This window comes from Streptomyces sp. NPDC039462 (assembly GCF_055639375.1).
Genome location: NZ_JBVKAO010000001.1, coordinates 2,264,549 through 2,289,196, shown reverse-complemented (window position 1 = coordinate 2,289,196; position 24,648 = coordinate 2,264,549). Strand labels below are relative to the sequence as shown.

Here is a 24,648-nt window from a genome sequence, read left to right as displayed (position 1 = left end):
CCCTGGTAGGTTTCCTGCATGTCAGGAATTACTCCTCGTGAAACAGGAAGCGGTCAGGGGTATCGCGGCCGCAACTCCACGGCCGACCGGGCCCTGGACATCCTGCTGATGTTCAACGACGAGCACCTGGTGCTGCCGGCCACCGAGGTCGCCAAGCACCTGGGCGTGGCTCGCTCCACCGCCTACCGCTACCTGCAGAGCCTCACCTCCAACGGCTTCCTGGAGGAGAGCGAGGGCTCGGGGTTCCGGCTCGGCCCGCGGGTTCTCGACCTCGCCCGCCTCGCCCGCAAGGGGGTGGGCCTGTCCGACCTGGCGCGGCCGGTCATGCGCGATCTCGTCGAGCGGACAGGGATGCCCGTCCTGCTCACCCGTAGGACGGGAGCGGCCGTGGTCTGCCTGGAACGCGAAGAGGCCAGCACGGCACTTCGACTCTCCTACGAGCGCGGACAGGTGCTGTCGGTCAACGCCGGCGCCGCCGCCCTGGCCCTCCTGGCCTGGGCGCCGGAAGCGGAACTCGACACCCTGCTGGCCGCACCCCTCCCCCGCTACACCGACGCGACACACACCGAGCCCGGCGAGCTGCGAGCGCACTTGACCCTGATCCGCGAGCAGGGCTACGCCGTGGGGCGCGGAGAGCTGGACCCGGACGTGCTGGGCATCGGAGCGCCGGTCTTCGGCGAGAACGGCACTGTCACCGCCGCCATCAGCCTCGCCGCACTGTCACACCGGGTACCCGACCGGGATGTACCCCGTTACGTCAAGGCAGTCCGGGAAGCCGCGGACGACCTGTCCGCCCAAGTGACGCGCATGGCCGTGGCCTGACACTCTCCGACTCCCCGCACGCCGGATAGAGAAGGCTCGACTGACCGTCACCAGCCTCGCGGTCCCGACCAAAGCGGATGCCGAACCCCGCCCCGACGACACGTGTGCATACCGCCTTCGAGGCGGGGCGGCGCACACCGACCGGAAGACGGGTTGGCGGGTCGCCGTGATCCGGGTACCGCCAACCAGGTCCGCCGTGACCGCCCCTGACCAGCAAGGCAGCCGTCGCCGGAACCTCGAGCGGACGGCCGTCGAAGAGTCAAGCCTCATAACGGTCGCGCACACCACAGCCGATCCAGAGCAAATACCCATGGAACTATAGCTATAGTCAGATGGACACATTGGGTATCTACGAAGATCGGTCAAAACGGATGCATCCCTCGTCGCCGCACCCGCAAAGGGTGAGCAGCGCCCTCCACCTCCTCCGCGGCCCGAAGGTCTGGCTCGTACCCTGTCTCCTGCTGACGGTCGCGCTCTGCGTGATCGCTGTCGTGTTCAACGGGAGCGTGGCCAATCCCAACGCGGATCTGCGCGACGCACCCGTCGGGCTCGTCAACCTCGACCAAGGGGCCATGGCAGGCGAATCCACCCAGAATCTGGGCGGCCAGGCTCTGACAGGCATCACGTCTCAGCCTCAGCACCCACGGCAGATCAAGTGGGAAACCCTCTCGTCCCTCGACGAAGCAAAGACACGCATCGGGCGGAACGAACTGTTCGCTGCGGTTGTCCTGCCCAAGGACTACAGCGCCAAGATGCTCAGCCTCGTCGGACCTGAGCCGGCCAAACCGGCGGTGACCGTCCTGACCAACCATGGCGGCGGCTCCATGGCCGCGTCCATCGGCCAGAACACCGGCCAGAAGGCAGCGATCGGCGCCTCCAAAGCTGTCGGCCAGTTCGTCCTGCAGCAAACCCAAAAGGCCGGGCAGCCCGTCCCGCACGCCAACCGGGCCCTCCTGCTCGATCCGGTCACCGTGGTCGAGCAACCCGGCTCCCCCCTCGGCGAGCGCACCGGCATGGGGATGACCGCCTTCTTCTACGCCCTGCTCCTGATGATGGCCGGCTTCCTCGGCGCCAACCTGATCAATGCGATGACAGACGCCGAACTCGGCTTCAGCGCATCGGAGTTCGGCCCCACGCGGCACACTTTCCTCCCGCAGCCCATCAACCGACGCCAAACGCTGCTCGCCAAGTCACTCATCATGGCAGCGACCGCGGCCGTGGTCTCAGCCGGCGTACTGGCCGTCTCCACATTCGCACTCGACCTGGATCTTCCGCATTCGGCTCAGCTGTGGCTGTTCGGGACCGCGGCCATCTCCGCGGTCGGCATCGGAACGCTCTGTGTCCTCGCCGTCCTCGGAGGGCCGGGCATCGTGGTGGCCATGCTCGTCTTCGTCGCGGTGGCCATCCCCACCTCGGGCGGCGCGATCCCGCTCCAGGCGATGCCCCCGTTCTGGAAGTTCCTCGCTTCGTTCGAGCCGCAGCGCGCCTTGTGCGACGGAGTACGGGCCATCATGTACTTCGATGCGCAGTCCTCAGCCGGACTGGGACGCGCCTGGACCGTCCTCGGCGTTGGCTTGGCCATCACGGTGCTCTTCGGATTCTTGGTGACCTGGTTCTACGACCACAAGGGACTGCACCGGATCCACCCGAATACCCTCGAGCGCCTGCGTGCCTTCCTGCACCACGACGACAAGGAAACCCCCACAGGCATCGACGCCGCCGGTCAGCACCCTGCCCCGGCCAGCACATCCATGCCAGGCCCCGCATAATCCCGGGATCAACTGAGCACCGCCTCAGTGGTGCGGCACAGAGGCGGAACCCAACCCGCGTCCACCCGGCTCGATCCGGCAGGGGGGCGCGGCAGCCGCCGGGCACCGTGGGGACGGGGAGCACCGGCGGCGCTCCGGTGCGCGGCCGGAGAGCGGCGCGGCCGTGCAGGGGCATGCACGGCCGCGCTGGCGTCCTCGGTCGGCTCGGGTCGACCACTACCGTGCCGACGGCGGGCTGCTTCGATGCTGGTCACCGGCTGCGATACGCGGATGGCACTTGGGCGTGTACTTTCCCGTGATCTGCCCCTGAGCCAGCGGCTCCGTCAGCAGCAGCGCGACTCCGTGCCGGGCAGCGACCTCGACGAACGGTCGCGTTACCCGCGGCGGTCGTCCCCTCTGCGGCGGGCGGGCCGGGCATGCCGAGCGCACGCACGCAGCCGACATCACGGAAGGCTTGCAGCTGCTCAATCGCGACGTGCAACACTCGACTGCAACGTCCTCACTGTCGAGGGCAGTGACCTGCGCGTCGTTCTTTACACAGCCGTCCCGGGGTCGTCGAACGATCACGCGCTCGAACGGCTGCGGACCATAGGTACCCAGTTCTCGCAGAGTGCTTCTCAGCGGTTGCTTCCTGCCCGTCCGGCGCGGAGTCGGGATGACCCGGCTGCAGGGAGAGGCGCGGCAGGAAGAAGGCGACGAGTGGCCCGATGCCGAGGGCGTACACCGCCGTGCCGATGCCGACGGTGCCGCCGAGCAGCCATCCGCCCACCAGGACCGATGCCTCGATGAGGGTACGCGCGACGAGGAGCGGAATGCCCAGTCGCGCGAGTCCAGTCATCAGTCCATCCCGGGGACCCGGTCCCCAGCCGGCCCCGACGTACAGCCCGGTGGCCACCGCGGTGCCGACGACGCCGCCGAGGAGGAAGAGCAACCGCCACGGCCAGGGGTGCGGTGCCGGCAGGACCCGCAGCGTCTGGTCGAGGACGGGGCCGACGAGGGCGGCGTTCGCGAGGGTGCCGATGCCGGGGCGTTGCCGCAGGGGGATCCAGAGGACGAACACGGCGGCCGAGACCAGGACGACTACGAGCCCGAGAGTCAGCCCGGTGGTACGGGCGACGCCCTGGGTGAGCACCGTCCACGGGTCCGTTCCCAGGCCCGCCCGGACGAGCAGGGCCGTGCTGGCGCCGTACAGGGCGAGACCTGACAGCAGGAGGACGGCGCGCCGCGCGATCCGGTCTCCGGCGTGCCTCATCGCGTACCGGCCTCCAGCAGGACGGCGGCGGCGTCCGCGGCGTCGGCCACCGCCCGCGCGGCGGCCTGCGGCCCCTCGACGACCACCCGCCCGGCCACGCCGTCGATGAGCAACAGGAGTTGTGAGGCGGTGCGTTCGGGCGCCGTCGTCCCGGCCTCCGCGCACAGCGTGATGAGGAGTTCGCGCAGCCACCGCTTCTCCCGCAGGACAGCCTGCCGTACGGGATCCTCGGGGTCGACCACCTCGGCCGCGGCATTGAGGAAGGCGCAGCCTCGCGCGCCCTTGGTTTCGTACCGGCGAGCCAGCCAGGAGAACACGGCTACCGGCCGGGCGGCCGGATCCTCCACACCGGCCAGCCACTCCGCCAGTTCCGCGGCCGCCTCGTCGTGCCGATGCCGCAGCGCCGTCGCGGCGAGGTCGCTCTTACCGCTGAAGTGGGCGTACAGCGTCGGCTTCGACACACCGGCTTCCTGCGCGACCGTGTCCACCCTGGTGGCTGCGAAGCCCCGGTTGTAGAAGACCTCCTCGGCGCTACTGACGAGCTGGCTCCTGGCACTCCTTCGAGGACTCATGAAACTTAACTTACCAGTAAGGCAAGTTTCACGACGACCGAGCCACCGACCGCCCCGCTCTCTGGCCGTCGACCGCCGCGACCTCGTCCGACGCTGCCCGCCGCGGGCGATCACGAGCTCTCCCGAGAGAGCTCCTCCTCGCGTGCGCCAGACGCAAAACCCCAGTTCAGCGCACCCGCCCCCGCGGCTTAAGCGGCACGTTCGGCAGTTCGGGGGCGGGGAGTGGGTCCCCGTCGTATCCCTTCACGACGCCGAAGCGGTCGCCGGTCATCCAGTCCTCGCGGGCCCGCGCGATGTCCTCGTGTGTGCGGCCGACGAAGTTCCACCACATCTCATGCAGACAGGACGTTCGTACAGGTCAGGCACCTTGTTCGCTGCGAGAGGTCAGCAAAAGGTCAGCATCGCCCACTTGATGTTCGCCACGACCCTTGCCGCGTGGCGGCGATACTCCTCAGGCAGCGAAACGGGCATCAAGGAGGTTCGCCGCTCTACCGATCGAGCCAGGTATGAGGTGGCGCGATGCGCTGTTGAGTCCGGGCCGCGCCCGCTGGGTCTCCATGGCCAAGGCCCTCGGCTGGAGCGCCACCGACCGCCCCGTACCGACCGTCTGCGCCAAGGGCGACCCTAGCGGCGGGCCGAGCCCCCCCCCGGCTCCCGCAAGACCCTCAGCGACGCCCGCGACCGCGGCATCGCGGACCAGGTTCCGGAAGGCGTCCTTGTGGTTCGTCAGCCAGGCCATGCAGTAGAGGCCCTGGTTGATCACGCCTGCGTCGGTGCCACGCTTGTACTCGACGAACACGGGTGCGCCGTTCTCATCGAGGCCCAACGAGTCGATCCGCCCACCGTCGACACAGTCGATGACGTACTCGCTCGCCAGGAACGTGACACCCAGCATCGCCTTCATGTGCGCCTCGACGAGATCTTGCACATCCTCCTCGACCTCAGCAAGATGCGCGCTGACTTCCTTGACACCACCTGCTGTCTTGAACAGCTTCAGGGCCGCCACTCCCCCTTCATGTTCTCGGTGCCACACGAGAACAGCGCTGAGCGCAGGGATATTTCCACAGCCACGGATCCCTTCGTCCGCGCCCGCCTAGCATGAGAGGTCGCCTCCAAAACGCAGATCCGTTGTCACGCAACCCTGCTGCGCCTTCGGGCCGGAAGCTGGAGATAGGAGCCCCTTTGCACGACGAAGCCGGAGCTGCCCGCAACAACCTTCCAGAGCAAGCACATCAAGCAGACGACTGGGCGCCGCATGACGGGCTCTCAGCCAGAGATATCGAGGCCCTTCTCACCAAGGAGGCCGTCCCGGCACACGTGCGCTCCCTTGCCGGGCTGCTCTGCGAGGGCAACGTAAAGCTGGACGACGCTCTCGCGTTGAACGTGGGAGACGTCATCCCCACAGGCGTGAAATTCCTGTCAGCGACCAGACGCTCCGGCTCCTGCAAGAGGCCGTCGGCGACCGTGAGCAAGGCCCCCTGTTCGCCGCGCCCTCAACCCAGCGGGTGAGCCGCGGGGCCATCCCACCTCAGGTGCCGAGTCCCCCTCGGCACGGCACCCACGACGTGCGGGCCGGCCGACACCCCAACCGCCACAACGGTCCGCGCCGAAGCTCTCGCTGAACACATGAAAGCCGCCCCTGCCTCCCAGATGAACTGGGTAGTAGGGGCGGCTTCCATATGCCTGACGCTTCATCAGAAAATACAGCGAACGTGCGTCATACGTGCGTCACGTGCGTCGCCCGTGCGTCAAGATATCGCCCGTAACGCACACAGCGCCCATAATGCACACCAGGCGAAACCGCAGGTCAGCGGCCCTTCTCGGCAGGCTCAAGGATCGCCACGCACTCCACATGATGGGTCATCGAAAACGTGTCAGGTTGCGCTCGCTTGAGAAATCGTGCAGCTCAGACCGGGCTTGGCGATCCCGCCAGGGGGCTGCTGGGCGCCCGGAGCGTCACAGCCGAGACCGTCGGCAGCCCACATCCGGTACCACCATGCTCACCAGACCCTGCTGCTCCCGGCCGAGCCGTTGGGGTCGCACGACATGGAGGGGGGCGCAGCGGGCCCTTGCGGCGGCAGCGGAAGCAGCTTGAGCCGCTGGCGACGCCTCCAGGCGCTGGACGCAGGGGCCGTGGTCCTGACCGACAATCTAAATCCTCTCGACACGGTCTCCGGCACCACCACGGCGGAGACTTCGCGACGGCATCGTCTACCACGACGAGGAAGCGATGTCGCCGGTGCCCAATCCCTACCAACTGACAGCCCCGGATATCCGCGTGGCAATGCTCATCGACGGCAGAACGATGAGCGCCGCGGAGGCCACACTCATCGCCTTCCTGGGGAAGCGAAATGTACGGACCTTCGGAGAGCCGACCGCCGGGCTGGCGACCGGCAACGCCGCGATCGAGCTGAGCGATGGTGCGATGCTCGTGCTCACAGCGGTCCGGGAGGCCGACCGGCTGGGGCGTGTGTACGGCGACGCTCCCATCCAGCCGGACGAAATCGTGCCGACACAGGATGCCCTCACCCCCGCCGTGGCCTGGCTCCAGACTTGAGCAGCAAAGTTTGCGGTCGGCCTGTTCTGGCCGCCGGCGATGCGGACGACGCTTCGCGCGCCTCGGGCCCGGCGTCGTCGTGGGCCTCCTGGGGCGCGGACGTCAGCCAAACGTGAGCGCGACGTGAGCGGTGCCCAACAGGGTGATGGTCATCAGCAGGGAGCAGCCGCGGAGATGTACCGCTGTCCGCCGCTTCCTCACTCCTCTTGCCTGGAAGGCGCGCTCATGGGCGAAAAGGAACTGTCTCGTAGGTCGTTAGCGAGGCTCGGGGCCGCAGTGTGGGCGGCTCCGAGCCCTGGGGACGCTGCAGGGTCGGCCGCCCCCAGGCCTATGCGGCAGTTCTCGCTTCGGCACCGAAGTGAGGCGGATTCACCCGCTTGACCGGTGGTCGTCCGGATGGGTCGGAGCGGCTTGTCAGAGAGCGTTCGGCAGCCGGCGTACCGGTGTCCCGACGTCCCGACGTTCCAACCTCCCGTTCCACACCCCCGACTTCCGTACTGGTCAGGGCATGTTTCGGCGTTCCAGCGTCCCGTAGTGGCCGTCATCTGTGGCGGGCAGGGCGGATCACTGAACAAGCTGCGGTCATCCCAGCCACCCGCTGGACGAAGCACTTCCGCACCCTTCAGCACCACGGAGATCCCGTTGCGTTCGCGCCATGTCGCCCGTTCCACCCGCCTCGCCCCCGCCGCGGTCACCGAGGAGACGCAGGCAGGCAGCCACCTCTTCCTCATCGCCAAGGCCGGCCCGGTATCTCCGGCCGACGCCCCAGCCGATGCCCCAGCTGACGCCCTCCTCCGGCTGACCAGCTGTACGGACTGACCTTCTTCACCAGTTGACCCACTTCTCCCGTCGCCTCCGCCCGGGTACGCCTGCGCACAGAGAAGCCGGTGAGGGCACCTGTCCCCACGGGCCCTCACCGGCAGTCTGTCGGGAGTCGGCGTACGGGCGCGTACGGCTGGACGCGCCAGCCGTACACCGGCCGGCGGCGGTGAATGCCGCCCTCCCCATAAGCGCACGTCCCCCATAAGCGCACGGCGAATCGCCCTGCCGTGAATCCCCTCCCTCTTCCTTCCCCGACACCCGACCCACGCAAGGAACAACACGTGACCATTACGTGGCGAGACCAAACCTGTCAGAAAATCGTTGTGGAAGAGAAAGCCGCTGGACACGACAGCGGCACATGTACATACCAATTGTCGGATCAATGGTTCGGCATCGTCACGCCCATACGAGGTGTGTGCCAGGTTGCACGTCGAGACGATCACGGTTGGCGGCGTACCACGCTCACACCCGGAGAGGTCTGCCTGGTCGCACCCAACAACCTGATCCGGCTCAGTAAGACACCGCCCAGACTTCTGCCATTCGAGGTCGTTTATATCCAGCTCTCCACTGAATTCCTTCAGCGAGCACTGGACACCCACACCGCCGCTCCCGTCCGTGACGTTTCGGAATTACAGTCACTGCGCGCCTTCGATCCGCATGTCGCATCCATGGCGCAAACGCTGCTTCACGCCCAGAAGACAGGTGCAGGAGAACGCTACGCCCTGAGTGCAGCCCACTACCTGGCCGAATACCTGCTCCATCCATTCCGTTCCCCATCGCCGAGTACGGGAGGTCTCAGCCCGGAACAACTGCTCACACTGCGGGCCTACATGGAGAGACGCCTGTCCGAGAACATCACGCTCGACCAGCTGGCCGGAGAAGCACGCCTCAGCCGGTACCACTTCCTGCGCCGATTCTCTGCCACCACGGGAAAGACGCCCATGCGGTACTTGACCGGGTTACGCATCGACGCTGCCCGTCATCTGCTCACAGCGGGCAGCTACCCCATATCCCAGGTCGGCAGGCTCTGTGGTTTCCCGAATCCGGAGAACTTCGCGCGGGTGTTCAGGAAGCACATGGGCTGCTCGCCCTCGGAGTACCGGCAGAGAGGGCAGCATCCGCCCTCTCCGTGAACGCCGTGAAGACCGTGAACGCCGACACGTAGACGACTCTGCTTCGGCCGACGCGGATGCCACATTCAGTCAATTGCCTCAAAAGTGAGCGGAAGGGATGCCAAGAAGCGGAAGTTGAGGCTTTCCAGCCACTCGGGCCGGGCCACCTCGCACTTCCAGTTCGTGGTCCGACGCAGCAACGCCCGCAGTGCGACGTCGATCTCGGTGAGAGCCAGTGAGGCGCCCAGGCAGTAGTGGATGCCGTGCCCGAACGACAGGTGGTCAGTGGCCGGTCGGGAGACATCCAATATGTCAGGGTCGGTGTATCGGCGGGGGTCGCGATTCCCTGAACCAAGAACCAGGGTTACCGACTGGCCGGCTCGGATCTGGTGCTCACCGAGGTCGATGTCGGCGAGCGCCTTCCGAGTGGTGAACTGGACCGAACTGTCGTATCTCATCAGTTCGTGCGTGGCGGGTGTGATCAGCTCGGGATCCCTGCGCAGCCGCTGAGTCTGCTCGTCGTTGTGCAACAGGGCGAGGACCGCGTTCCCGATCAGATGCGTGGTCGTCGCCTGCCCCGCGTCGATGAGCAGCAGGAGGTTGGCGAAGACCTCGTCCTCGGTGTAGTCGGCTGCCCGGAGTTGGGGACTGATCATCCGGCTGAAGAAGTCGTCGGCCGTACCGTTTCGACGAGCGGTGGCAGTGCGGTCGAAGGACTCCCGCAGTGCCTGTATCCGCGCGTTCTGGGAGTCGGACTGGGTGAAGAACTCATGCAGCAGCCCCTGCCAGCCCTCCAGGAGGTGGGTGGCGTCGTCGGATACGCCTGCCAGTTTCGCGATGACGCCACGGCTGAGCGGTTCCGAGAAGTCGTGAATGATGTCCATGCGCCCGCTCGGCAAGACCTTGTCGAGCAGTTCGTCGGCCAACTCCTGGACATGAGAGCGTAGTTCCCGGGTGAGACGGGGGGAGAGGCTGGGCCTGATCAGTCGGCGTAGCCGGGTGTGCTGCGGCGGATCATTGAACAGCATCATGTCTGACAGTGTGCGAGCCAGCAGCGCGATATCCCCACGGGCCTGTTCGGGGAGGCTCTCGTGGAAATCCGATATTTTGGCCGCAGAAAGACGCTTGTCCTTGGAGAGGTCGACTATTTCCGGATGACCGAGCACCGCCCAGGTCTGCATCCAGTCATCCCACTGCACCGGTGACTTGGTGCGCAACTCGGCATAAAACGAGTATGGCTCCGCCGCATGTTCGGGATCGAGCAGGTGGGAAAGATTCGTCGTATGGGGAGTGCGCATGGAGGATCCCCCAGCATCGCCTGGCAGGTTGTGAGTAATCCACGGGATTTAAGTACTGCGCCCGTGATGGGAATGGCGAGTAGGCTAGCGATGTCCGCGAGTTGGCGTCAAGCGTCGTCGGCAAAGCGCGGCAGGCAGTTATTGCGCTCTTCTGGACACATATTGCGCGCCGCCTCGCCGACCCTTCTCGCGGCATTGACGCAGGGGTGAACGGGTGTCAGAGTGCAGCCGTTTCGGGAGCTTAACCGGGCAGCATCAGCCGAGAATTAGCGGGGAAATGTTGATAACCTTGCCAGAACAGAACTTTGTGTTGAACGCTCCACACGACGAACTCGGCCCAGTCCATGCAGTCGTGGCCCGAATAGCCGCCAGTGATCCGCTGAGGGTCGCCATTCGGAGCAGGGACACCGAGCTGAGCTACGGCGAGCTCGACGCCTGGGCCAGGCGCATCGCAGCGTTGGTCCGTACGGCAGGTGCGGGCAGAGGCGAGCGAATCGGTGTGCTCGTCGAACCTTCGAACGCGATGATCGCCGCCGTGCTCGGCATCCTGTACGCAGGTGCCGCGTACGTCCCCGCAGACCCGGCCCACCCTGATCAGCGGATCGCCGATGTGTTCGCCGACGCGGGCGTGTCCGCCGTGATCGTCGCAGACGGCACGTCCGACCGACTGCCCACGCTCACCCGCCCGGTCATTCGAGCGGAGGACGCCCTGGAACGAGAACGAGGGCGAGAACGAAGACGAGAAGAAGGAGAAGGAGAAGGAGAAGGAGAAGAGACCACTGCGGCAGCAGTCGCCGTGGCACCCGACGACGCCGCCTACGTCATCTACACCTCGGGCAGCACCGGCGAGCCCAAAGGCATCCTGGTCGAGCACCGTCAGCTGTCCGCCTCCACTCGGGCACGCCGCGCGGTGTACCCCGGCATTCCAGTCTTCCTGCTCGTATCGCCCTTGGCCTTCGACTCCTCGGTCGCCGGGGTGTGGGGGACCTTGACCGCGGGGGGATGCCTGGTCGTAGCTGCATCTGACGAGATCCGCGATCCCGAGCGGCTGGCGCGCCTGGTGGAACGCCGGCAGGTGACCCGGCTGCTCTGCGTGCCGCTGCTCTACGGCGCACTGCTGGACGCCGCGGCACGGCAGGGCACGCGGCTGGATGCGCTGGATACGGTGATCGTGGCCGGCGAGTCGCCGACCGAGGCATTGGTGGAACGCCATTTCGCCTTGTTCGGCCGCACGGTCGCCCTGGTCAATGAGTACGGCCCGACCGAGGCCACCGTATGGGCCAGCTTCCGCCGTTACGAGGCCCCTGGGCCGATATCCATCGGCGGGCCGGTGCCTGGCGTCCGCCTCTACCTGCTCGATGACGAGCTGGAGCCGGTCCCGCCCGGTGCGAGCGGCGAGTTGTTCATCAGCGGCACAGGGGTGGCGCGAGGGTACTTCGGCCGCCCTGAAGCGACTGCCCAGGCTTTCATCGGCGACCCTTTCACCGACGTCGAGGGCGCCACGATGTACCGCACGGGGGACCTAGCCCGGTGGAACGACGATGGTGAGTTGGAATTTCTCGGCCGCCGCGATCAGCAGGTCAAGATCCGTGGCCATCGGATAGAACTCGGCGCGGTCGAGGCTCATCTGCGTACCGCACCAGGGGTCAGCGACGCCGTCGTGGTGACGAACGCGGAGCGGACCCAGCTCGTCGGGTTCGTCCTGTCGCCTCCCGGCACTTCTCCAGAACCCGTCCGCGAGCATGTGGCCCGCAGACTGCCGCAAGCCATGGTTCCGAACTGGATTCACGTGCTCGACCGGTTCCCTGTGACTGCCAACGGCAAGATCGACCGAAAGCGCCTCAGTGCTCTGGCAGAAACCCACCCTGACTCCCAGACAGAGGATGGAGCCGCCGCCCCCACGGACGACACGACTGGACGGGTGTCCGCCGCGTGGGCCGAGGTACTGAAGCGCAAAGACGTTCCGATCGAGGTGAACTTCTTCGATCTGGGCGGCCATTCGGTCAAGCTCTTCGAACTGCAGAACGCCCTTGAGCGGCATGCGGGAGTTCGGCTCTCGGTTGTTGCTCTGTTCTCGCACACCACGGTGGCGGCGCAGGCAACGCTGATCCGTGACGGCGCTCCCTCGGACGAGGGTCCGGCTGTGGTCGCGCAAGCGGCATCGGACAGGCGCTCTCGCGCGCTGCGAGCACGGCGCCGGCGCCTAGAGGGAGGGGAACGGCGGTGACACCCGGAGTTCCAGGACCCCAACACCCCCTGACCGACCTGTTCCGGCACCCGACGGTGGCCGCCGTGGCCTCCGTGGCTGCCCGTCTCGACCAGACCGCCGAGCTGGAGCTCCTCCGCGCGGCAGCGACCGCCGGACAGCCCCGTACAAGCTCCGTTCCAAGAAGGGCACGACGCGATGAAGACCGAGGAAGCCGCACAACACGACCTTGAGCAGGCGGTGGCCGTCGTGGGGATGAGCGGACGCTTCCCCGGCGCCCCCGACCTCGACGCCTACTGGGCCAACCTGCGCGACGGCGTCTGCTCGCTGTCCGAGTTCACCGAGGAGGAACTGCTCGCCGACGGGACGGACCCGTCCGAGCTGCGCCATCCCGCGTTCGTCCCGGTACAGGGGTATCTCGCTGACGCGGACCGCTTCGAGGCCGAGCTCTTCGGCTTCAACCGCACCGAGGCGGCCGCCCTGGACCCGCAGCACCGGGTGCTTCTTGAGACCGCCTGGTCGGCGCTGGAGGACGCCGGGTACGCCCCGCTGAACGCACCGTCCCGCACCGGCGTGTACATGGGCGGCAGTTCGACGGAGCACGCGCTGGCCGCCGAGACGGACCAGGCGCTCGCCGCGTCGCTCGGCGCGATGCAGGTGCGTCTCCTCACCGACCGCGAGTTCCTGGCGCCCTGGGTCTCCTACCGGCTGGGCCTGGACGGGCCGAGCATGATGGTCCAGACGGCCTGCTCGTCCTCGCTGACGGCGGTTCATGTCGCCGTCCAGGCCCTGCTGCTCGGCGAGTGCGACACCGCGCTCGCGGGCGGCGTCTCCATCGGCGCCCCGCGCAAGGAGGGTTACGTCTACTACCAGGGCGGGACCTCCTCCCCTGACGGCCGCTGCCGCCCCTTCGACGAGAAGGCGGCCGGCACGGTGCCGGGCAGCGGGGTGGGCGTGCTGGTGCTGCGGCGGCTGGAGGACGCGCTCGCCGACGGCCACCCGGTGCGCGCGGTGATCCGGGGCACGGCCGTCACCAACGACGGGGCCGGCAAGGTCGGCTTCACCGCCCCGGGCGTGGGCCGGCAGACGGCCGCGATCACCGAGGCGTGGACCGCGGCGGGGCTGGAGCCGTCGGCGGCGCAGTACGTGGAGGCGCACGGGACCGGGACCGAGCTGGGCGACCGGATCGAACTGGCGGCGGCGAGCGCGGCGTTCACCTCCCGACCCGGCCTCGACTCCCGAGGCGACCTGGACGCCCGAGCCGACCTCGATGCCCGAACCGACCTGGACGCCCGAGCCGGCCTCGACGGCGGCGTCGGCATCGCGCTCGGTTCGGTGAAGTCGAACATCGGGCACGCCGACGCGGCGGCCGGTGTGGCGGCGCTGATCAAGACGGTCCTGATGCTGGAGCACGCCACCCTGGCCCCGACCGTGAACGTCACGAGCCCGATGGCCGCCCTGCGGGACTCGCCGCTGCGGCTGGTGACCGAGACCCGCCACTGGCCGCGCAGACCGGACCTGCCTCGGCTGGCCGGCGTGACGTCGGTCGGCATGGGCGGCACGAACGTGCACGCGGTGGTGCAGGAGGCACCGGCACGCGAGCCGCGCGCGAAGGCCGGGGGCTGCCCGACGGTCCTGCCGCTGTCGGCCCGTACCGAGCATCAACTCGCTCTCGTGGCCTCGCGGTTGGCGGCACGTCTGCGCGAGTCCGACGCCCCCGCCCTCGCCCTCGCCGATGTCGCGCACACCCTGCGCACCGGCAGGGTCGGGATGCCCGTGCGTGCCTACGTGGTCGCCGCCGGCGTGGAGGAGGCGTCGGACAAGCTCATGGCACTGGCCGAGGGCCACCCGGATCCGGTGCGGGACCCGTCGGGGGAGGCGTGGCTACGCGGTGAGGAGGTGACCTGGCCGACACTCGACGGCGAGGTGCGCCGGGTACGGCTCCCGTCGTACCCGTTCGCGGGCGAGAGCTACGGCGCCCTGACACTGCGCGGCCCGGCTGCTCAAGCGTCGGCCGCACAAGCGCCAGCCGCTCAGACGCCCGCCGCCCAAGCGCCCGCCGAGAACGCGGCGCCCCCTCTGGGCAGCGAACTGGTAGACAGAGTCACCGAGTTGGTGATCGAGGCGCTGGATCTCGACGGGTCCGCCGGTCTGGAGAAGACGTACCTCGACGCGGGCGGCGACTCACTGACGTCCGTGCATCTGGCCGGACGGCTTCGCGACGAGCTGGACATCGACGTACCGATCGACCTGTTCCTGGAACCGGTCACGCTGAAAGAGATGACGCTCCGCATCGTGGAGCACAAGGAAAGAGGCGAGGACGCCGGGCACCCTGCTCACCGCGTCACGGCCGCCCGGCGGCCCACCTTCGCCTCGGTCCACGGCGAGGGCGTGACCGAGGTGCACGCGAAGGACCTCACCCTCGACAAGTTCCTCGACGCACACCTCCTCGCCGACGCCCCCGCGCTGCCCCGCGCCGAGCGGGAGCCGCGCACCGTGCTGCTGACCGGCGCGAACGGCTACCTCGGCCGCTTCCTCGCCCTGGAATGGCTGCGCGCCCTGGCACCGGCCGACGGCCGGCTGATCGCCCTGGTGCGCGGCAAGGACGCCGCCGCGGCCCGGCAGCGGCTGGACGCGGCCTACGACAGCGGCGACCCGGAGCTGGTGCGGACGTACGGGGATCTGGCCGCGGCCCATCTCGAGGTCGTGGCGGGTGACATGGCGGAACCGCGGCTCGGCCTGGACGAGGCGGCCTGGGACCGGCTGGCCGACGAGGTCGATCTGATCGTCCACGCCGGTGCGGTGGTGAACCACCTCCTGCCGTACCCGCACCTCTTCGACGCCAACGTCGTCGGCACCGCCGAGGTCGTCCGGCTGGCCCTCACCCGCAGGATGAAGCCGATCACCTACATCTCCAGCGTCGGGGTCGCCGACTCCTGCCGACCGGCCCTCGACGAGGACACCGACATCCGCGTCGGCATACCGGCCCTGAACGTCGACGACGGCTACGCCAACGGGTACGCGACCAGCAAATGGGCCGGCGAAGTGCTGCTGCGGGAGGCGCACGACCTGTGCGGAGTGCCGGTCACGGCCTTCCGGTCCAGCATGGTCCTCGCGCACAGTCGGTACGGGGGACAGCTCAACGTCACCGACGTGTTCAGCCGCCTCCTGTTCAGCGTGCTCGCCACCGGGATCGCGCCGCGCAGCTTCTACCGTGCGGACGGCGAACGTGCCCACTACGACGGCCTGCCGGTCGACTTCACGGTTGCCGCCATGGTGGCGCTGGGGGGCGGCAGCGGCGGCAGCACCTCCGAAGCCCCGTCCGGATGCCGGACGTTCAGCCTCGTGAACCCCCACGACGACGGTGTCTCCCTCGACGCGATTGTCGACTGGCTCGCCCGGGACGGCCACGCCATCGAGCGGGTGGACGACTACGCCGAGTGGTACCAGCGGTTCGAGGCGGCGCTGCGTGCCCTGCCGCAGGATCAGCGGCAGTACGCGGCGCTGCCCATCCTGCACGGCTACAAGGAGCCCGAGGACCCGGTACCCGGATCCGTCATCCCCTCCGGACGGTTCCGCGCGGCCGTCCGGGCCGGTGCGATCGCCGGGCACGGGGAGATCCCGAGCGTCACGTGCGACCTCGTCGCCAAGTACGCCCGGGATCTGAAGGACCTGATGACAGCGGGGCGTCCCACGGACGGCGGACTCGGAGATCGCACGGCGCGACTGTCAGGGTGAGCACACCGGAGGACGCGGCCGAGTCGTCGTAGGCGCCGCGTCCTCCAGCCGGGTCTCCGGTGTGCTCATCGGCCGGGCGTGAACCGTATCGGCAGAGCCTTGATCCCGTAGACGGGGGTCAGATCCGGAAACCATTCGATCGCCGCGTCATTGGCGACGGTGTAGTCCGGTATCCGGTCGAAGACCTCCTCCAGCATCGCCGTGAACATCTCTCGTACCATGGCCGCGCCCACGCAATAGTGCTGGCCGGCACCGAAGGCGAGGTGGCGGCCGGCGTCGCGGTTCAGGTCGATCCGGTCCGCGTGCGGGAAGACGGAGTCGTCGCGGTTCGCCGCGGCCCACCCGAGCAGCAGCTGCTCGCCCCGGGCGATGCGCTGCCCGCCGAGTTCGACGTCCTCGGCGGCGATCCGGCCCGTGCTTTGAACGGGCGAGACCCACCGCAGGAACTCGTCCGCGGCGGTGCGGATCATCGAGCGGTCGGACATCAGCCGTGACCGCAACTCGGGTTGCCGGGCGAGGGTACGGAGCGCGATCGCCGTCACGCTTGACGTCGGATGGATGCCGAGCAGCAGCAAATACATCATCGAGACGATGTCCTCGTCCGGTACCGGTGCTCCGTCCACCTCACAGGTCGCCAGGTGCCCGAGCAGCCCCCGCTTATCGCCGTCCCGTTGCGCGTCGAGTGCTTCCACCAGCTCCAGGCAGATGAGTTGCGCGCATTCGCGGGCTGTCGACGGATCGTGGGGAGCGGCGAAAAGCGCCCGGTAGAGCTGGGAGTCGATGTCGAACCACCGCTCCTCCGGCAGTCCGATGTCCCGCATGGTCAGAATGCTGGGCAGCTTCTCGGTCATCGCCAGAACGATGTCGCACTCGCCGCGCTCGATCACTTCGTCGATACAGGCCGCCGCCAACTGCCGGACTTCGTCGGCACGCGCGGCGACTTGTTTCGGGGAATAGAAAACGGAGATCAGCTTGCGGTACTTCAGGCACTCCGGTGAGTCGAGTTCCAGCGGTATCATCCGGTTGCTCTGCCCGAGCGAGGGAATGGTCACCCCCTGCACCGTACCGTCCGCCCTGTCCTGCGCCGTTTGAAAGGTACGGGCGTCGCGGGCCGCCGAGTTGACCTCACGGTGGCCGGTCGTGACCCAATGGCCGTCCCAGGCGCGGCTCCACTGCACCGGGCAGGATTCGCGGAGTTTCGCATAGGTCGGAAACGGGTCCACCGCTATCGCCGGGTCATGGCTGTCGTAGTCGAACCCTGCTCGCATGTCCACCAAGGAAATCACCTTTGCTGTCACGGAGTTTGCTCGGAATCGCGCTCCGGAACCTTAACAGCCGGATCGGCGACGGCAGATGACGCAGCAATATTGATCGAACATCCGGCAACGGTCGGCAACCATCCACCGTCCTCGCGGCCCGGGCCAAAGGGGCGGGCCTCGCCTGCCGGGCCGTGGCCGCCGGCTCGGCGACCATGGGCAGCAATGCAGATCCCGCAGCGGGCAATATCTGTCAACTGCCCATATCGGGGAGGACATACATTGCTCCGCAGCAGACCTCACACCCTCGATCCGGGTGTTTGAGGAATCACAGTCATTGGGCCAGACAAGGTTCTGGAGAACGATGAATTTTGATGGAGCATTGCTCGAAGACTGGATGCGCGACCACTATCACGACGCTGCGATAGACATCGGGTCGAGTGGGGTTCTTGACTACTCGCTCAGGCAGGTGCGAGAACTCGCCGGCATCGAGCCCGGTGAACTGGACGAGATCGTTTTCCGGGACAGCCCGTGCCTGGGCCGGGACGACGTGCGTGAGGCCATCGCCGCACGCTGGGGAGACGGTGACGCGCGCAAGGTGATGCTGACGCACGGTGGCAGCGAAGCCATCTACGTCGCGCTCCAGACCCTCCTTGAGCCGGGTGACCAAGTCGTCGCCCTGCACCCGGCCTATCACTCGCACGTGTCCGTCGCGGAGTCCATGGGGTGCGAAGTCCTGCGCTGGCGGCTGCGTGAGGAGGACAAATTCCGTCCCGACGTGGAGGAACTCGCGAGGCTCGTCACCGCGCGCACCAAGGTTATTGTGGTCAACTTTCCGCACAACCCGACCGGCGCGACACTCGACCTCGCTGGTTTCCGACGCCTGCTGGAGATTGCCGACCAGGTCGGCGCCCATCTCCTGTGGGACGGCGCATTCACGGACCTGGTCTACGATGCCGCGCCGCTGCCGGACCCCGGACTCACGTATCCGCGCACCGTGTCGATCGGGACCTTCTCAAAGGCTTTCGGTCTGCCCGGCATGCGTTTCGGATGGTGCATGGCCGAACCGGAGCTCCTGCGGGCGATGACCAACCTGCGCGACCGCATCACCCTCAGCCTCTCCCCGCTTCTCGAGTACATAGCGCTGCGCGTCGTACAGCGTGCGGACGCTTTCATCGCTCCCCGGCTGCAGAACGCCGAGGTCAACCGGCGCCTATTGGCCGACTGGGCCGCGCGGCACGAGGACCATGTCGACCTCCCGCTGCCTCTCGGCGGAGTGACGGCGTTCCCGCTACTGCGCCCATGGCGGGACACGACTGAACTGTGCCGGCGGCTGGGAGAGACCAGCAACATATTGCTCGTCCCCGGCCGGGCATTCGACCACCCGTGCCGCGTCCGGCTCGGATTCGGCGGGGATCGCGGCCAACTGAGCAACGGCCTGGACATTTTGGGCGCTGAGTTCGCCGCAAGTCTCCAACCCTGAGGCGAGTCTCCACCCCTGAGGCGGAAAGGAACCCTGACGAACATGCAGAGCATTGAACTCTCAGACATCGAGCTGAAGACAGTCGACGAAGTACTCACTTCACTCACGGCGAAGTTCCACTCGGTCAGTGACCCGGAGTTCGTCCGGCAGTGCGCGGTATACGCACACGAACTGCCGCAGCGGCTGCGCGCCGAGTTGAACGCGTTCCGCCTGGAGGCCTCCGGCAGCGTGCTGTCCATCCGCGGCTTCCGAATCGACGACGTCGCCGTCGGGCCTACTCCTGAGCACTGGCGCACCCAGGTCGGCCGGGCGTCCACGCTCCCCGCGGAGGTGTACTTCATGCTCTGCGCGTCCCTGCTGGGCGACCCCATCGCCTGGGCGACGCAGCAGGACGGCCGGATCATGCACGACATCTTTCCGATCAAGGGTCACGAGAACGAGCAGCTCGGCTCGGGCAGTGAAGAACTGCTGACCTGGCACACCGAGGAGGCCTTCCACCCGCTGCGGGCCGACTACCTCGGCCTGGCGTGCCTGCGCAACCACGACCGGGTGGCAACGACCTTCGCCTCGGTCGACGACCTCGAGCTCACTGATGAGATCAGGGACCTGCTCGGTCAGGAGCGGTACCCGATCAGGCCCGACCGCTCGCATCTGCCGCACCACGCCGAAGACGACCGGGAGATGTCGACGCGCGAACGCGAGCTGCTCGCGCGCAGCTACGAATGGATCATGGCCAAGGACAGCGAGCCCGACCGCGTCGCCATCCTCTTCGGCGACCGTGAGGCACCCTATCTGCGCATCGATCCGTTCTTCATGGAGGACGCATACGCCGACCAGGACAGCGCCCGCGCGATGAAGGCCATCGTCGCGGAGGTCGATCGCAACATACGGGATTACGTACTTGAGCCGGGTGAACTGCTCTTCCTGGACAACTACAAGATCGTGCACGGCAGGGTGCCGTTCACGGCCCGCTTCGACGGCACGGACCGCTGGCTCAAGAGGCTGAACGTGGCGCGCGACCTGCGGAAGTCGCGCGATCGCAGAACCAGCCACGACGCGCGAGTGATCCATTGACGACTTACAGCGCCTCGGCCCACGCCGCCGGACGGACCGTACCCGGAAACGACTGGGAGACGTCAGTGTCGACTGCCCAAGACTCTGCGATGCAACCGAAAGACAGCCAGGACCGCCGTGGTGACAGGGACTTCCCCCTTTCCCTGGCACAGGAGCGGATCTGGGCCTCCGAGCAGCTCGCCGACGCGGGCTCGCACTACGGGACCCCGGTGGTGTTCGCCCTGCGCGGCCACCTGGACCCCGGGCTGCTCGAACAGGCCCTGACCCACATCGTCGAACGCCACGAAGTGCTGCACTCCGTGGTGTCCATCGCGTCTGGCTCGCCCCGGTTCATCGTCGTCCCCGCACACCCCGTCAGGCTCGATCCGCAGGATGTCGCCTCGGAGCAGGAGATGACCGAGCGGGTGAGCGCCGCGACGGCAGCTCCGTTCGACCTCTTGCACGGGCCGCTCGTACGGTTCGGCCTGTACCGCCTTGGTCCCGCGGATCACCGCCTGCTGGTGGACATACATCACCTGATCTTCGACGGAGTCTCGGCCGGCGTGCTCGTCCAGGAGCTCGCCGAACTTCTCGCCGCGGGGGCCGAGGGCCGCACGCCCGAGCTCCCCGTGCTGCCCATCGCCTACGGGCAGTACGCCGTCGCGCAACGTCGCACACTCGACGAAGGCCTGCTGGACAGTCAGGTCGAGCACTGGTACAGCCGGCTCAAGGACGCGTCCTTCGCACTCGACCTGCCCACCGACTACCAGCGTCCCGCACGCATGAGCTTCCATGGCGCCAGCCACTCCTTCACCCTGCCGGCTTCGCTGGGCGTCGAACTCGCAGAGGCGGCCCGCCGCTGGAGCGTCACCCCCTACGTGGTCATGCTCGCCGGCTGGGCCGCCGTCCTCGGCCGCTACGCGGGCCAAGAGGACCTGCTGGTGGGCACCCCCATGGCCGGTCGGACCGAGCCGGGCACCGAGGACATGATCGGCATGTTCGTCAATGTCCTGGCCCTCCGGGTACGCCCGGAGCGAGGCCAGACCTTCCTCGGCCTGGTCAACCAGACGCGACAGGCTTCCATCGAAGGCCTCGTCCACCAGGAAGCGCCGATCGAGAAGGTCATCGAGCGACTTCGTCCGCCCCGCGACCCGAGCCGCAATCCGCTGTTCCAGACGGCGTTCGTCTACGACGAGGCGCTCGAGGAGTCCCCGCACGCCGCGGGAGTGACGATCGAGGGCGCCGCACCACCACCGCGCACCGCCAGCAAACTCGACCTGAGCATCGAGGTCGTCGAGCGGGACGGCCGCCTCGAAGCGGAAATCGAGTACGCGACCGACCTGTTCGCTCCGGAGACGATCCGCCGCATCGCCACGCACTACACCACCTTCCTCGCCAACGCGGTCCGCTCGCCGAACCGGCCGCTGTGCGAGATCCCACTGACCTCGCAGGAGGAGCACGCTCTGCTGATGACGCGGCAGAGCGGGGACGGCGCATCGTACGATCCCGTCGTCCTGCCCTCGCTCTTCGAGGCCCAGGTCGCGCGGCACCCCGACGCATGCGCGGTCTCCTGCGGCGCATTGCGGTGGAGCTACCGACAACTCAACGAGCGGGCCAACCGGCTTGCCCGAGCTCTCAGCGCCCGTGGAATGGGACCCGAGAAGCTGGTGGGGGTCGCGTTGCCCAGCGGCCCGCTCCTCGTCCTGGCCATCCTCGCGATCAGCAAGGCGGGTGCCGCGTTCCTCCCGCTCGACCCGGCCTATCCGGCCAAGCGAATCGAGTACATCGTCGGCGACGCGCGTCCCGCCCTGCTGCTGACCGATGCCAATGGCGCCACGGCCCAGCCCTGGACTATGCCGGTCCTGGTCCTCGACGAACAGCAGACCGGGCGTGACAAGGACACGGGCGCGGACGCGGATTCGGACTCGGACTCGGACTCGGACTCGGAGGCAGCGAACCTCTCCGACGCACATCGGTCACACCCCCTCACGTCCGCGCACCCGGCCTACGTCATCTACACCTCCGGTTCGACCGGGACGCCCAAGGGCGTGACAGTCACGCACGAGGGTCTCGCCGGGCTCTCCGGCGCGCAGATCGAGGCATTCGGCGTACGGTCCGACAGCAGGGTCCTGCAATTCGCCAGTCCGAGTTTCGACGCCTCCGTCTCGGAGCTCTGCATGGCCCTGCTCAGCGGTGCCACGGCGGTGTTCGTCCCGGGTCTGCACGATTTCGTCGGGGGATCGTTCGAAGCGGTGCTCGTCCGCGAGACCGTGACGCACGTTACCCTGCCGCCCTCGGTACTCGCCTCGCTCTCGCCCGACGAGGAGCTGCCTGCGGACCTGACCGTCGTCGTTGCCGGGGAGAGCCTGACCGCCGACCTCGCCGCACGCTGGTCCGGGCGTTGCCGCATGTTCAACGCCTACGGTCCTACCGAGGCCACGGTGTGCGCGACGCTGAGCGGCCCGCTGACGGGGAACGCGGGGAACGAACCGCCACCCATCGGCCGGCCGATCACCGGCACCCAGATCTTCGTCCTGGACGAGGGCCTGCGGCCGCTGCCGGCGGGCGTGGCGGGCGAGCTGTACCTCGGCGGCGCCGGGCTGGCCCGCGGATATCTGGGCCGACCCGACCTCACCGCGGCCGGCTTCGTCGCCTGTCCCTTCGGTCCGGCCGGGGGGCGGATGTATCGCACCGGAGACCGGGCCCGTTGGCGTGACGACGGGAATCTCGAGTTCGTCGGGCGTCGGGACGACCAGGTCAAGATGAACGGCTTCCGGATCGAGCTCGGCGAGATCGAGAACGTGATCGCGGCGCACCCGGGGGTGGAACAGACCGCCGTGGTGGTGCGCGAGGACAGGTCTGGGCTGCGGCACGTCGTCGCCTACGTAGTGGCCCAGGCGCCCGACGAGGAGATCCTCGCCCACGCCGCGTCACAGTTGCCCGGTTACATGCTTCCGTCCGCCGTGGTGCGCCTGCGGAACCTGCCGTTGACCACGAACGGCAAGGTGGACCGGCGCAACCTGCCTGCGCCGGATGACCGTACATCTGTCACCGATCGCGGCCCGGGCACCGCGCGCGAGCAGCAACTGTGCAAGCTGATCTGCGAGGTGCTGGATCTCGCCGCGGTCGGCGTGGACGAGAGCTTCTTCGAACTCGGCGGCCAGTCTCTGCACGCGGTGCGTCTGCTGAGCCGGATCCGCGGTGTCATGGGTGTGGAGATCGGTATCAAGGCCCTGTTCCAGGCGCCTACCGCGGCGTTGCTCGCGGCGCGGATCGACTCCGGTCAGTTCGCCGCCATCACCCGGCCGGCACTCATCGGTCGGGACCAGTCGTGATCCCTCTGTCGTTGGGGCAGCTCGGACTGTGGTTCATCCATCAGATGAATCCGGGCAGCTCGGTGTACACCATGCAGCTCGCTTCGCGGCTGACCGGACAGCTGGACAGGACAGTCCTGGAGGAGGCACTGCGAGACGTCGTGCAGCGACACGAATCGCTTCGCACGGTGATCCGGGACGGCGGGGGCGTGCCGCACCAGGTCGTCCTGGACATCTCGGAATGCGCGGTGGGACTGGAGTACGAGGAGCTTGCCGAGGAAGAGCTGCATGAGGCGATGTACGAGGCCTCGGAGTGCCCGTTCGACCTCGTGCGCGACCTGCCCCTTCGTGCGTGGCTGTTCGCACTGGGGCCGCAGGAGCACGTGCTGCTCATCTCGATGCACCACATCGTCAGCGACGGCTGGTCGTTGGGGCCGCTCACCCGGGACCTCGCCCGAGCCTACGCGGCGCGCCGCCGTGGTGCCGAGCCGAATTGGCCGCCGCTGCCTGTCCAGTACGCCGACTACACCCTGTGGCAGAGGCGATTGCTGGGCCGTGAGGAGGACCCGGACAGCCTGGCGTCGAGACAGCTCGCGCACTGGCGTGTGGCGCTCGACGGCATTCCCCAGGAACTACGGTTGCCGGCGGATCACCCGCGCCCACCGACGTCCGATTTCGCCGGGGGCACCATCGAGTTCACCCTCGACGCCGATGTGCATACGGCACTGACCGAGGTCGCCCGCACCGAGAACGCGACCATGTTCATGGCGTTACAGGCCGGGTTCGCGGCGCTGCTGAGCAAGCTCGGAGCGGGCACCGACATTCCGATCGGCTCACCCGTGGCCGGCCGCATGGATGACGCGCTGACCGATCTCGTCGGGTACTTCGTCAATATGCTGGTGTTCCGCGTTGACGTCTCCGGCGACCCGAGTCTGCGGGACCTGGTCAAACGGGTCCAGGCCGTCGCCCTTGATGCCTACGAAAACCAGGACATTCCCTTCGATCACCTGGTCAGGGAACTCAACCCTGCCCGCTCGCGGACCCGACACCCGCTTTTCCAGGTCATGTTGACTCTGGAGGACAACACCGACACCGGGCTCACGTTCGACGGACTGACCGACGTGCCCTTGGACATCGACGCCGGCAGCTCCATGTTCGACCTGGCGTTGAGCCTGCGGGAGAACTTCGGCCCGGACAAGAAGCCGGCCGGGATGGATGCGTTCCTGGAGTACCAGCTCGACTTGTTCGAACCGGAGACCGCACAGCACGTGGCCGACGGATACCGACGGCTGCTGGCCGCGCTTGCCGCGGACCCGGATGCGCCGATCAGCACAGTCGACGTGCCACGCATACCGAGTTGAGTAACCGCGACGAATTTCGACAACTTACCTACG

Annotated in this window: 15 protein-coding genes and 4 pseudogenes; 13 read left to right on the top strand and 6 right to left on the bottom strand. The window is 67.7% G+C overall.

Annotated features, from left to right (window positions below; genetic code table 11):
* The first annotated feature begins 18 nt into the window (after window positions 1-18).
* Together ACZ7LU_RS09365 and ACZ7LU_RS09360 are read left to right on the top strand one after the other, a co-directional pair.
* The gene (locus tag ACZ7LU_RS09365; protein ID WP_471916234.1) at window positions 19-822 is read left to right on the top strand and encodes an IclR family transcriptional regulator; all 804 of its coding nucleotides are present in this window, start codon (window positions 19-21) and stop codon (window positions 820-822) included.
* Between the two features lie 332 nt (window positions 823-1,154).
* Window positions 1,155-2,591 (top strand): DUF3533 domain-containing protein, encoded by a 1,437-nt coding sequence (locus tag ACZ7LU_RS09360; protein ID WP_471916233.1) that lies wholly within the window; start codon window positions 1,155-1,157, stop codon window positions 2,589-2,591.
* A gap of 499 nt (window positions 2,592-3,090) precedes the next feature.
* On the opposite strand, the gene yczE is transcribed toward ACZ7LU_RS09360, so the two are convergent.
* From yczE to ACZ7LU_RS09345, 3 genes and pseudogenes are all read right to left on the bottom strand, one after another.
* Window positions 3,091-3,843 (bottom strand): membrane protein YczE, encoded by a 753-nt coding sequence (gene yczE, locus ACZ7LU_RS09355; RefSeq protein WP_471916232.1) that lies wholly within the window; start codon window positions 3,841-3,843, stop codon window positions 3,091-3,093.
* A complete protein-coding gene (locus tag ACZ7LU_RS09350; protein WP_471916231.1) occupies window positions 3,840-4,415 on the bottom strand; it encodes a TetR/AcrR family transcriptional regulator in 576 nt (191 codons plus the stop codon). Before ACZ7LU_RS09350 ends, yczE begins: the two co-directional genes overlap by 4 nt.
* Window positions 4,416-4,581: 166 nt before the next feature.
* Window positions 4,582-4,746, bottom strand: a pseudogene (locus ACZ7LU_RS09345) (pirin family protein); the annotation flags it as partial.
* Between the two features lie 118 nt (window positions 4,747-4,864).
* Here ACZ7LU_RS09345 and ACZ7LU_RS09340 point away from each other — a divergent pair.
* A pseudogene (locus ACZ7LU_RS09340) lies at window positions 4,865-5,106 on the top strand (DNA cytosine methyltransferase); the annotation flags it as partial.
* Here ACZ7LU_RS09340 and ACZ7LU_RS09335 read toward each other — a convergent pair.
* Window positions 5,104-5,421: pseudogene (locus tag ACZ7LU_RS09335) on the bottom strand (transporter); the annotation flags it as partial. The pseudogenes ACZ7LU_RS09340 and ACZ7LU_RS09335 overlap by 3 nt on opposite strands.
* Before the next feature lie 1,233 nt (window positions 5,422-6,654).
* Between ACZ7LU_RS09335 and ACZ7LU_RS09330 the strand changes: the two are divergent.
* The 3 genes from ACZ7LU_RS09330 to ACZ7LU_RS09320 all read left to right on the top strand — a co-directional run bounded on the left by ACZ7LU_RS09330 (window position 6,655) and on the right by ACZ7LU_RS09320 (window position 8,927).
* Window positions 6,655-6,972: a S41 family peptidase gene (locus ACZ7LU_RS09330; protein WP_471916230.1), complete on the top strand. Its 318-nt coding sequence runs from the start codon at window positions 6,655-6,657 to the stop codon at window positions 6,970-6,972.
* Between the two features lie 642 nt (window positions 6,973-7,614).
* Window positions 7,615-7,791, top strand: coding sequence for a hypothetical protein (locus tag ACZ7LU_RS09325; RefSeq protein ID WP_468559568.1), 177 nt, complete (start codon window positions 7,615-7,617; stop codon window positions 7,789-7,791).
* A 284-nt stretch (window positions 7,792-8,075) separates the two neighbouring features.
* Window positions 8,076-8,927, top strand: coding sequence for a helix-turn-helix domain-containing protein (locus ACZ7LU_RS09320; protein ID WP_471916229.1), 852 nt, complete (start codon window positions 8,076-8,078; stop codon window positions 8,925-8,927).
* A 65-nt stretch (window positions 8,928-8,992) separates the two neighbouring features.
* Here ACZ7LU_RS09320 and ACZ7LU_RS09315 read toward each other — a convergent pair whose 3' ends face one another.
* Window positions 8,993-10,204, bottom strand: a complete 1,212-nt coding sequence (locus ACZ7LU_RS09315; protein WP_468559572.1) for a cytochrome P450 — start codon at window positions 10,202-10,204, stop codon at window positions 8,993-8,995.
* A gap of 277 nt (window positions 10,205-10,481) precedes the next feature.
* Between ACZ7LU_RS09315 and ACZ7LU_RS09310 the strand changes: the two are divergent.
* The 3 genes and pseudogenes from ACZ7LU_RS09310 to ACZ7LU_RS09300 form a co-directional block, all read left to right on the top strand.
* A pseudogene (locus ACZ7LU_RS09310) lies at window positions 10,482-11,807 on the top strand (amino acid adenylation domain-containing protein); the annotation flags it as partial.
* Window positions 11,790-12,431 carry a phosphopantetheine-binding protein gene (locus ACZ7LU_RS09305; RefSeq protein ID WP_471916518.1) on the top strand — a complete coding sequence of 214 codons (642 nt, stop codon included), beginning with the start codon at window positions 11,790-11,792 and terminating at the stop codon, window positions 12,429-12,431. The pseudogene ACZ7LU_RS09310 and the gene ACZ7LU_RS09305, both read left to right, overlap by 18 nt.
* Before the next feature lie 177 nt (window positions 12,432-12,608).
* The gene (locus tag ACZ7LU_RS09300; RefSeq protein ID WP_471916228.1) at window positions 12,609-16,148 is read left to right on the top strand and encodes a thioester reductase domain-containing protein; all 3,540 of its coding nucleotides are present in this window, start codon (window positions 12,609-12,611) and stop codon (window positions 16,146-16,148) included.
* Window positions 16,149-16,213: 65 nt separating this feature from the next.
* Here ACZ7LU_RS09300 and ACZ7LU_RS09295 read toward each other — a convergent pair whose 3' ends face one another.
* Window positions 16,214-17,416: a cytochrome P450 gene (locus tag ACZ7LU_RS09295; protein WP_468560023.1), complete on the bottom strand. Its 1,203-nt coding sequence runs from the start codon at window positions 17,414-17,416 to the stop codon at window positions 16,214-16,216.
* Between the two features lie 352 nt (window positions 17,417-17,768).
* Between ACZ7LU_RS09295 and vioD the strand changes: the two genes are divergently transcribed.
* The 4 genes from vioD to ACZ7LU_RS09275 all read left to right on the top strand — a co-directional run bounded on the left by vioD (window position 17,769) and on the right by ACZ7LU_RS09275 (window position 24,615).
* Complete coding sequence (gene vioD, locus ACZ7LU_RS09290) at window positions 17,769-18,887, top strand: capreomycidine synthase (protein WP_471122338.1); 1,119 nt, start codon at window positions 17,769-17,771, stop codon at window positions 18,885-18,887.
* 42 nt (window positions 18,888-18,929) lie between these two features.
* Window positions 18,930-19,961 carry a guanitoxin biosynthesis L-enduracididine beta-hydroxylase GntD gene (gene gntD, locus ACZ7LU_RS09285; protein WP_471122335.1) on the top strand — a complete coding sequence of 344 codons (1,032 nt, stop codon included), beginning with the start codon at window positions 18,930-18,932 and terminating at the stop codon, window positions 19,959-19,961.
* 89 nt (window positions 19,962-20,050) lie between these two features.
* Window positions 20,051-23,275 carry a non-ribosomal peptide synthetase gene (locus ACZ7LU_RS09280; protein ID WP_471916227.1) on the top strand — a complete coding sequence of 1,075 codons (3,225 nt, stop codon included), beginning with the start codon at window positions 20,051-20,053 and terminating at the stop codon, window positions 23,273-23,275.
* Window positions 23,272-24,615, top strand: a complete 1,344-nt coding sequence (locus ACZ7LU_RS09275) for a condensation domain-containing protein (protein ID WP_471916226.1) — start codon at window positions 23,272-23,274, stop codon at window positions 24,613-24,615. Before ACZ7LU_RS09280 ends, ACZ7LU_RS09275 begins: the two co-directional genes overlap by 4 nt.
* Window positions 24,616-24,648 lie beyond the last annotated feature (33 nt).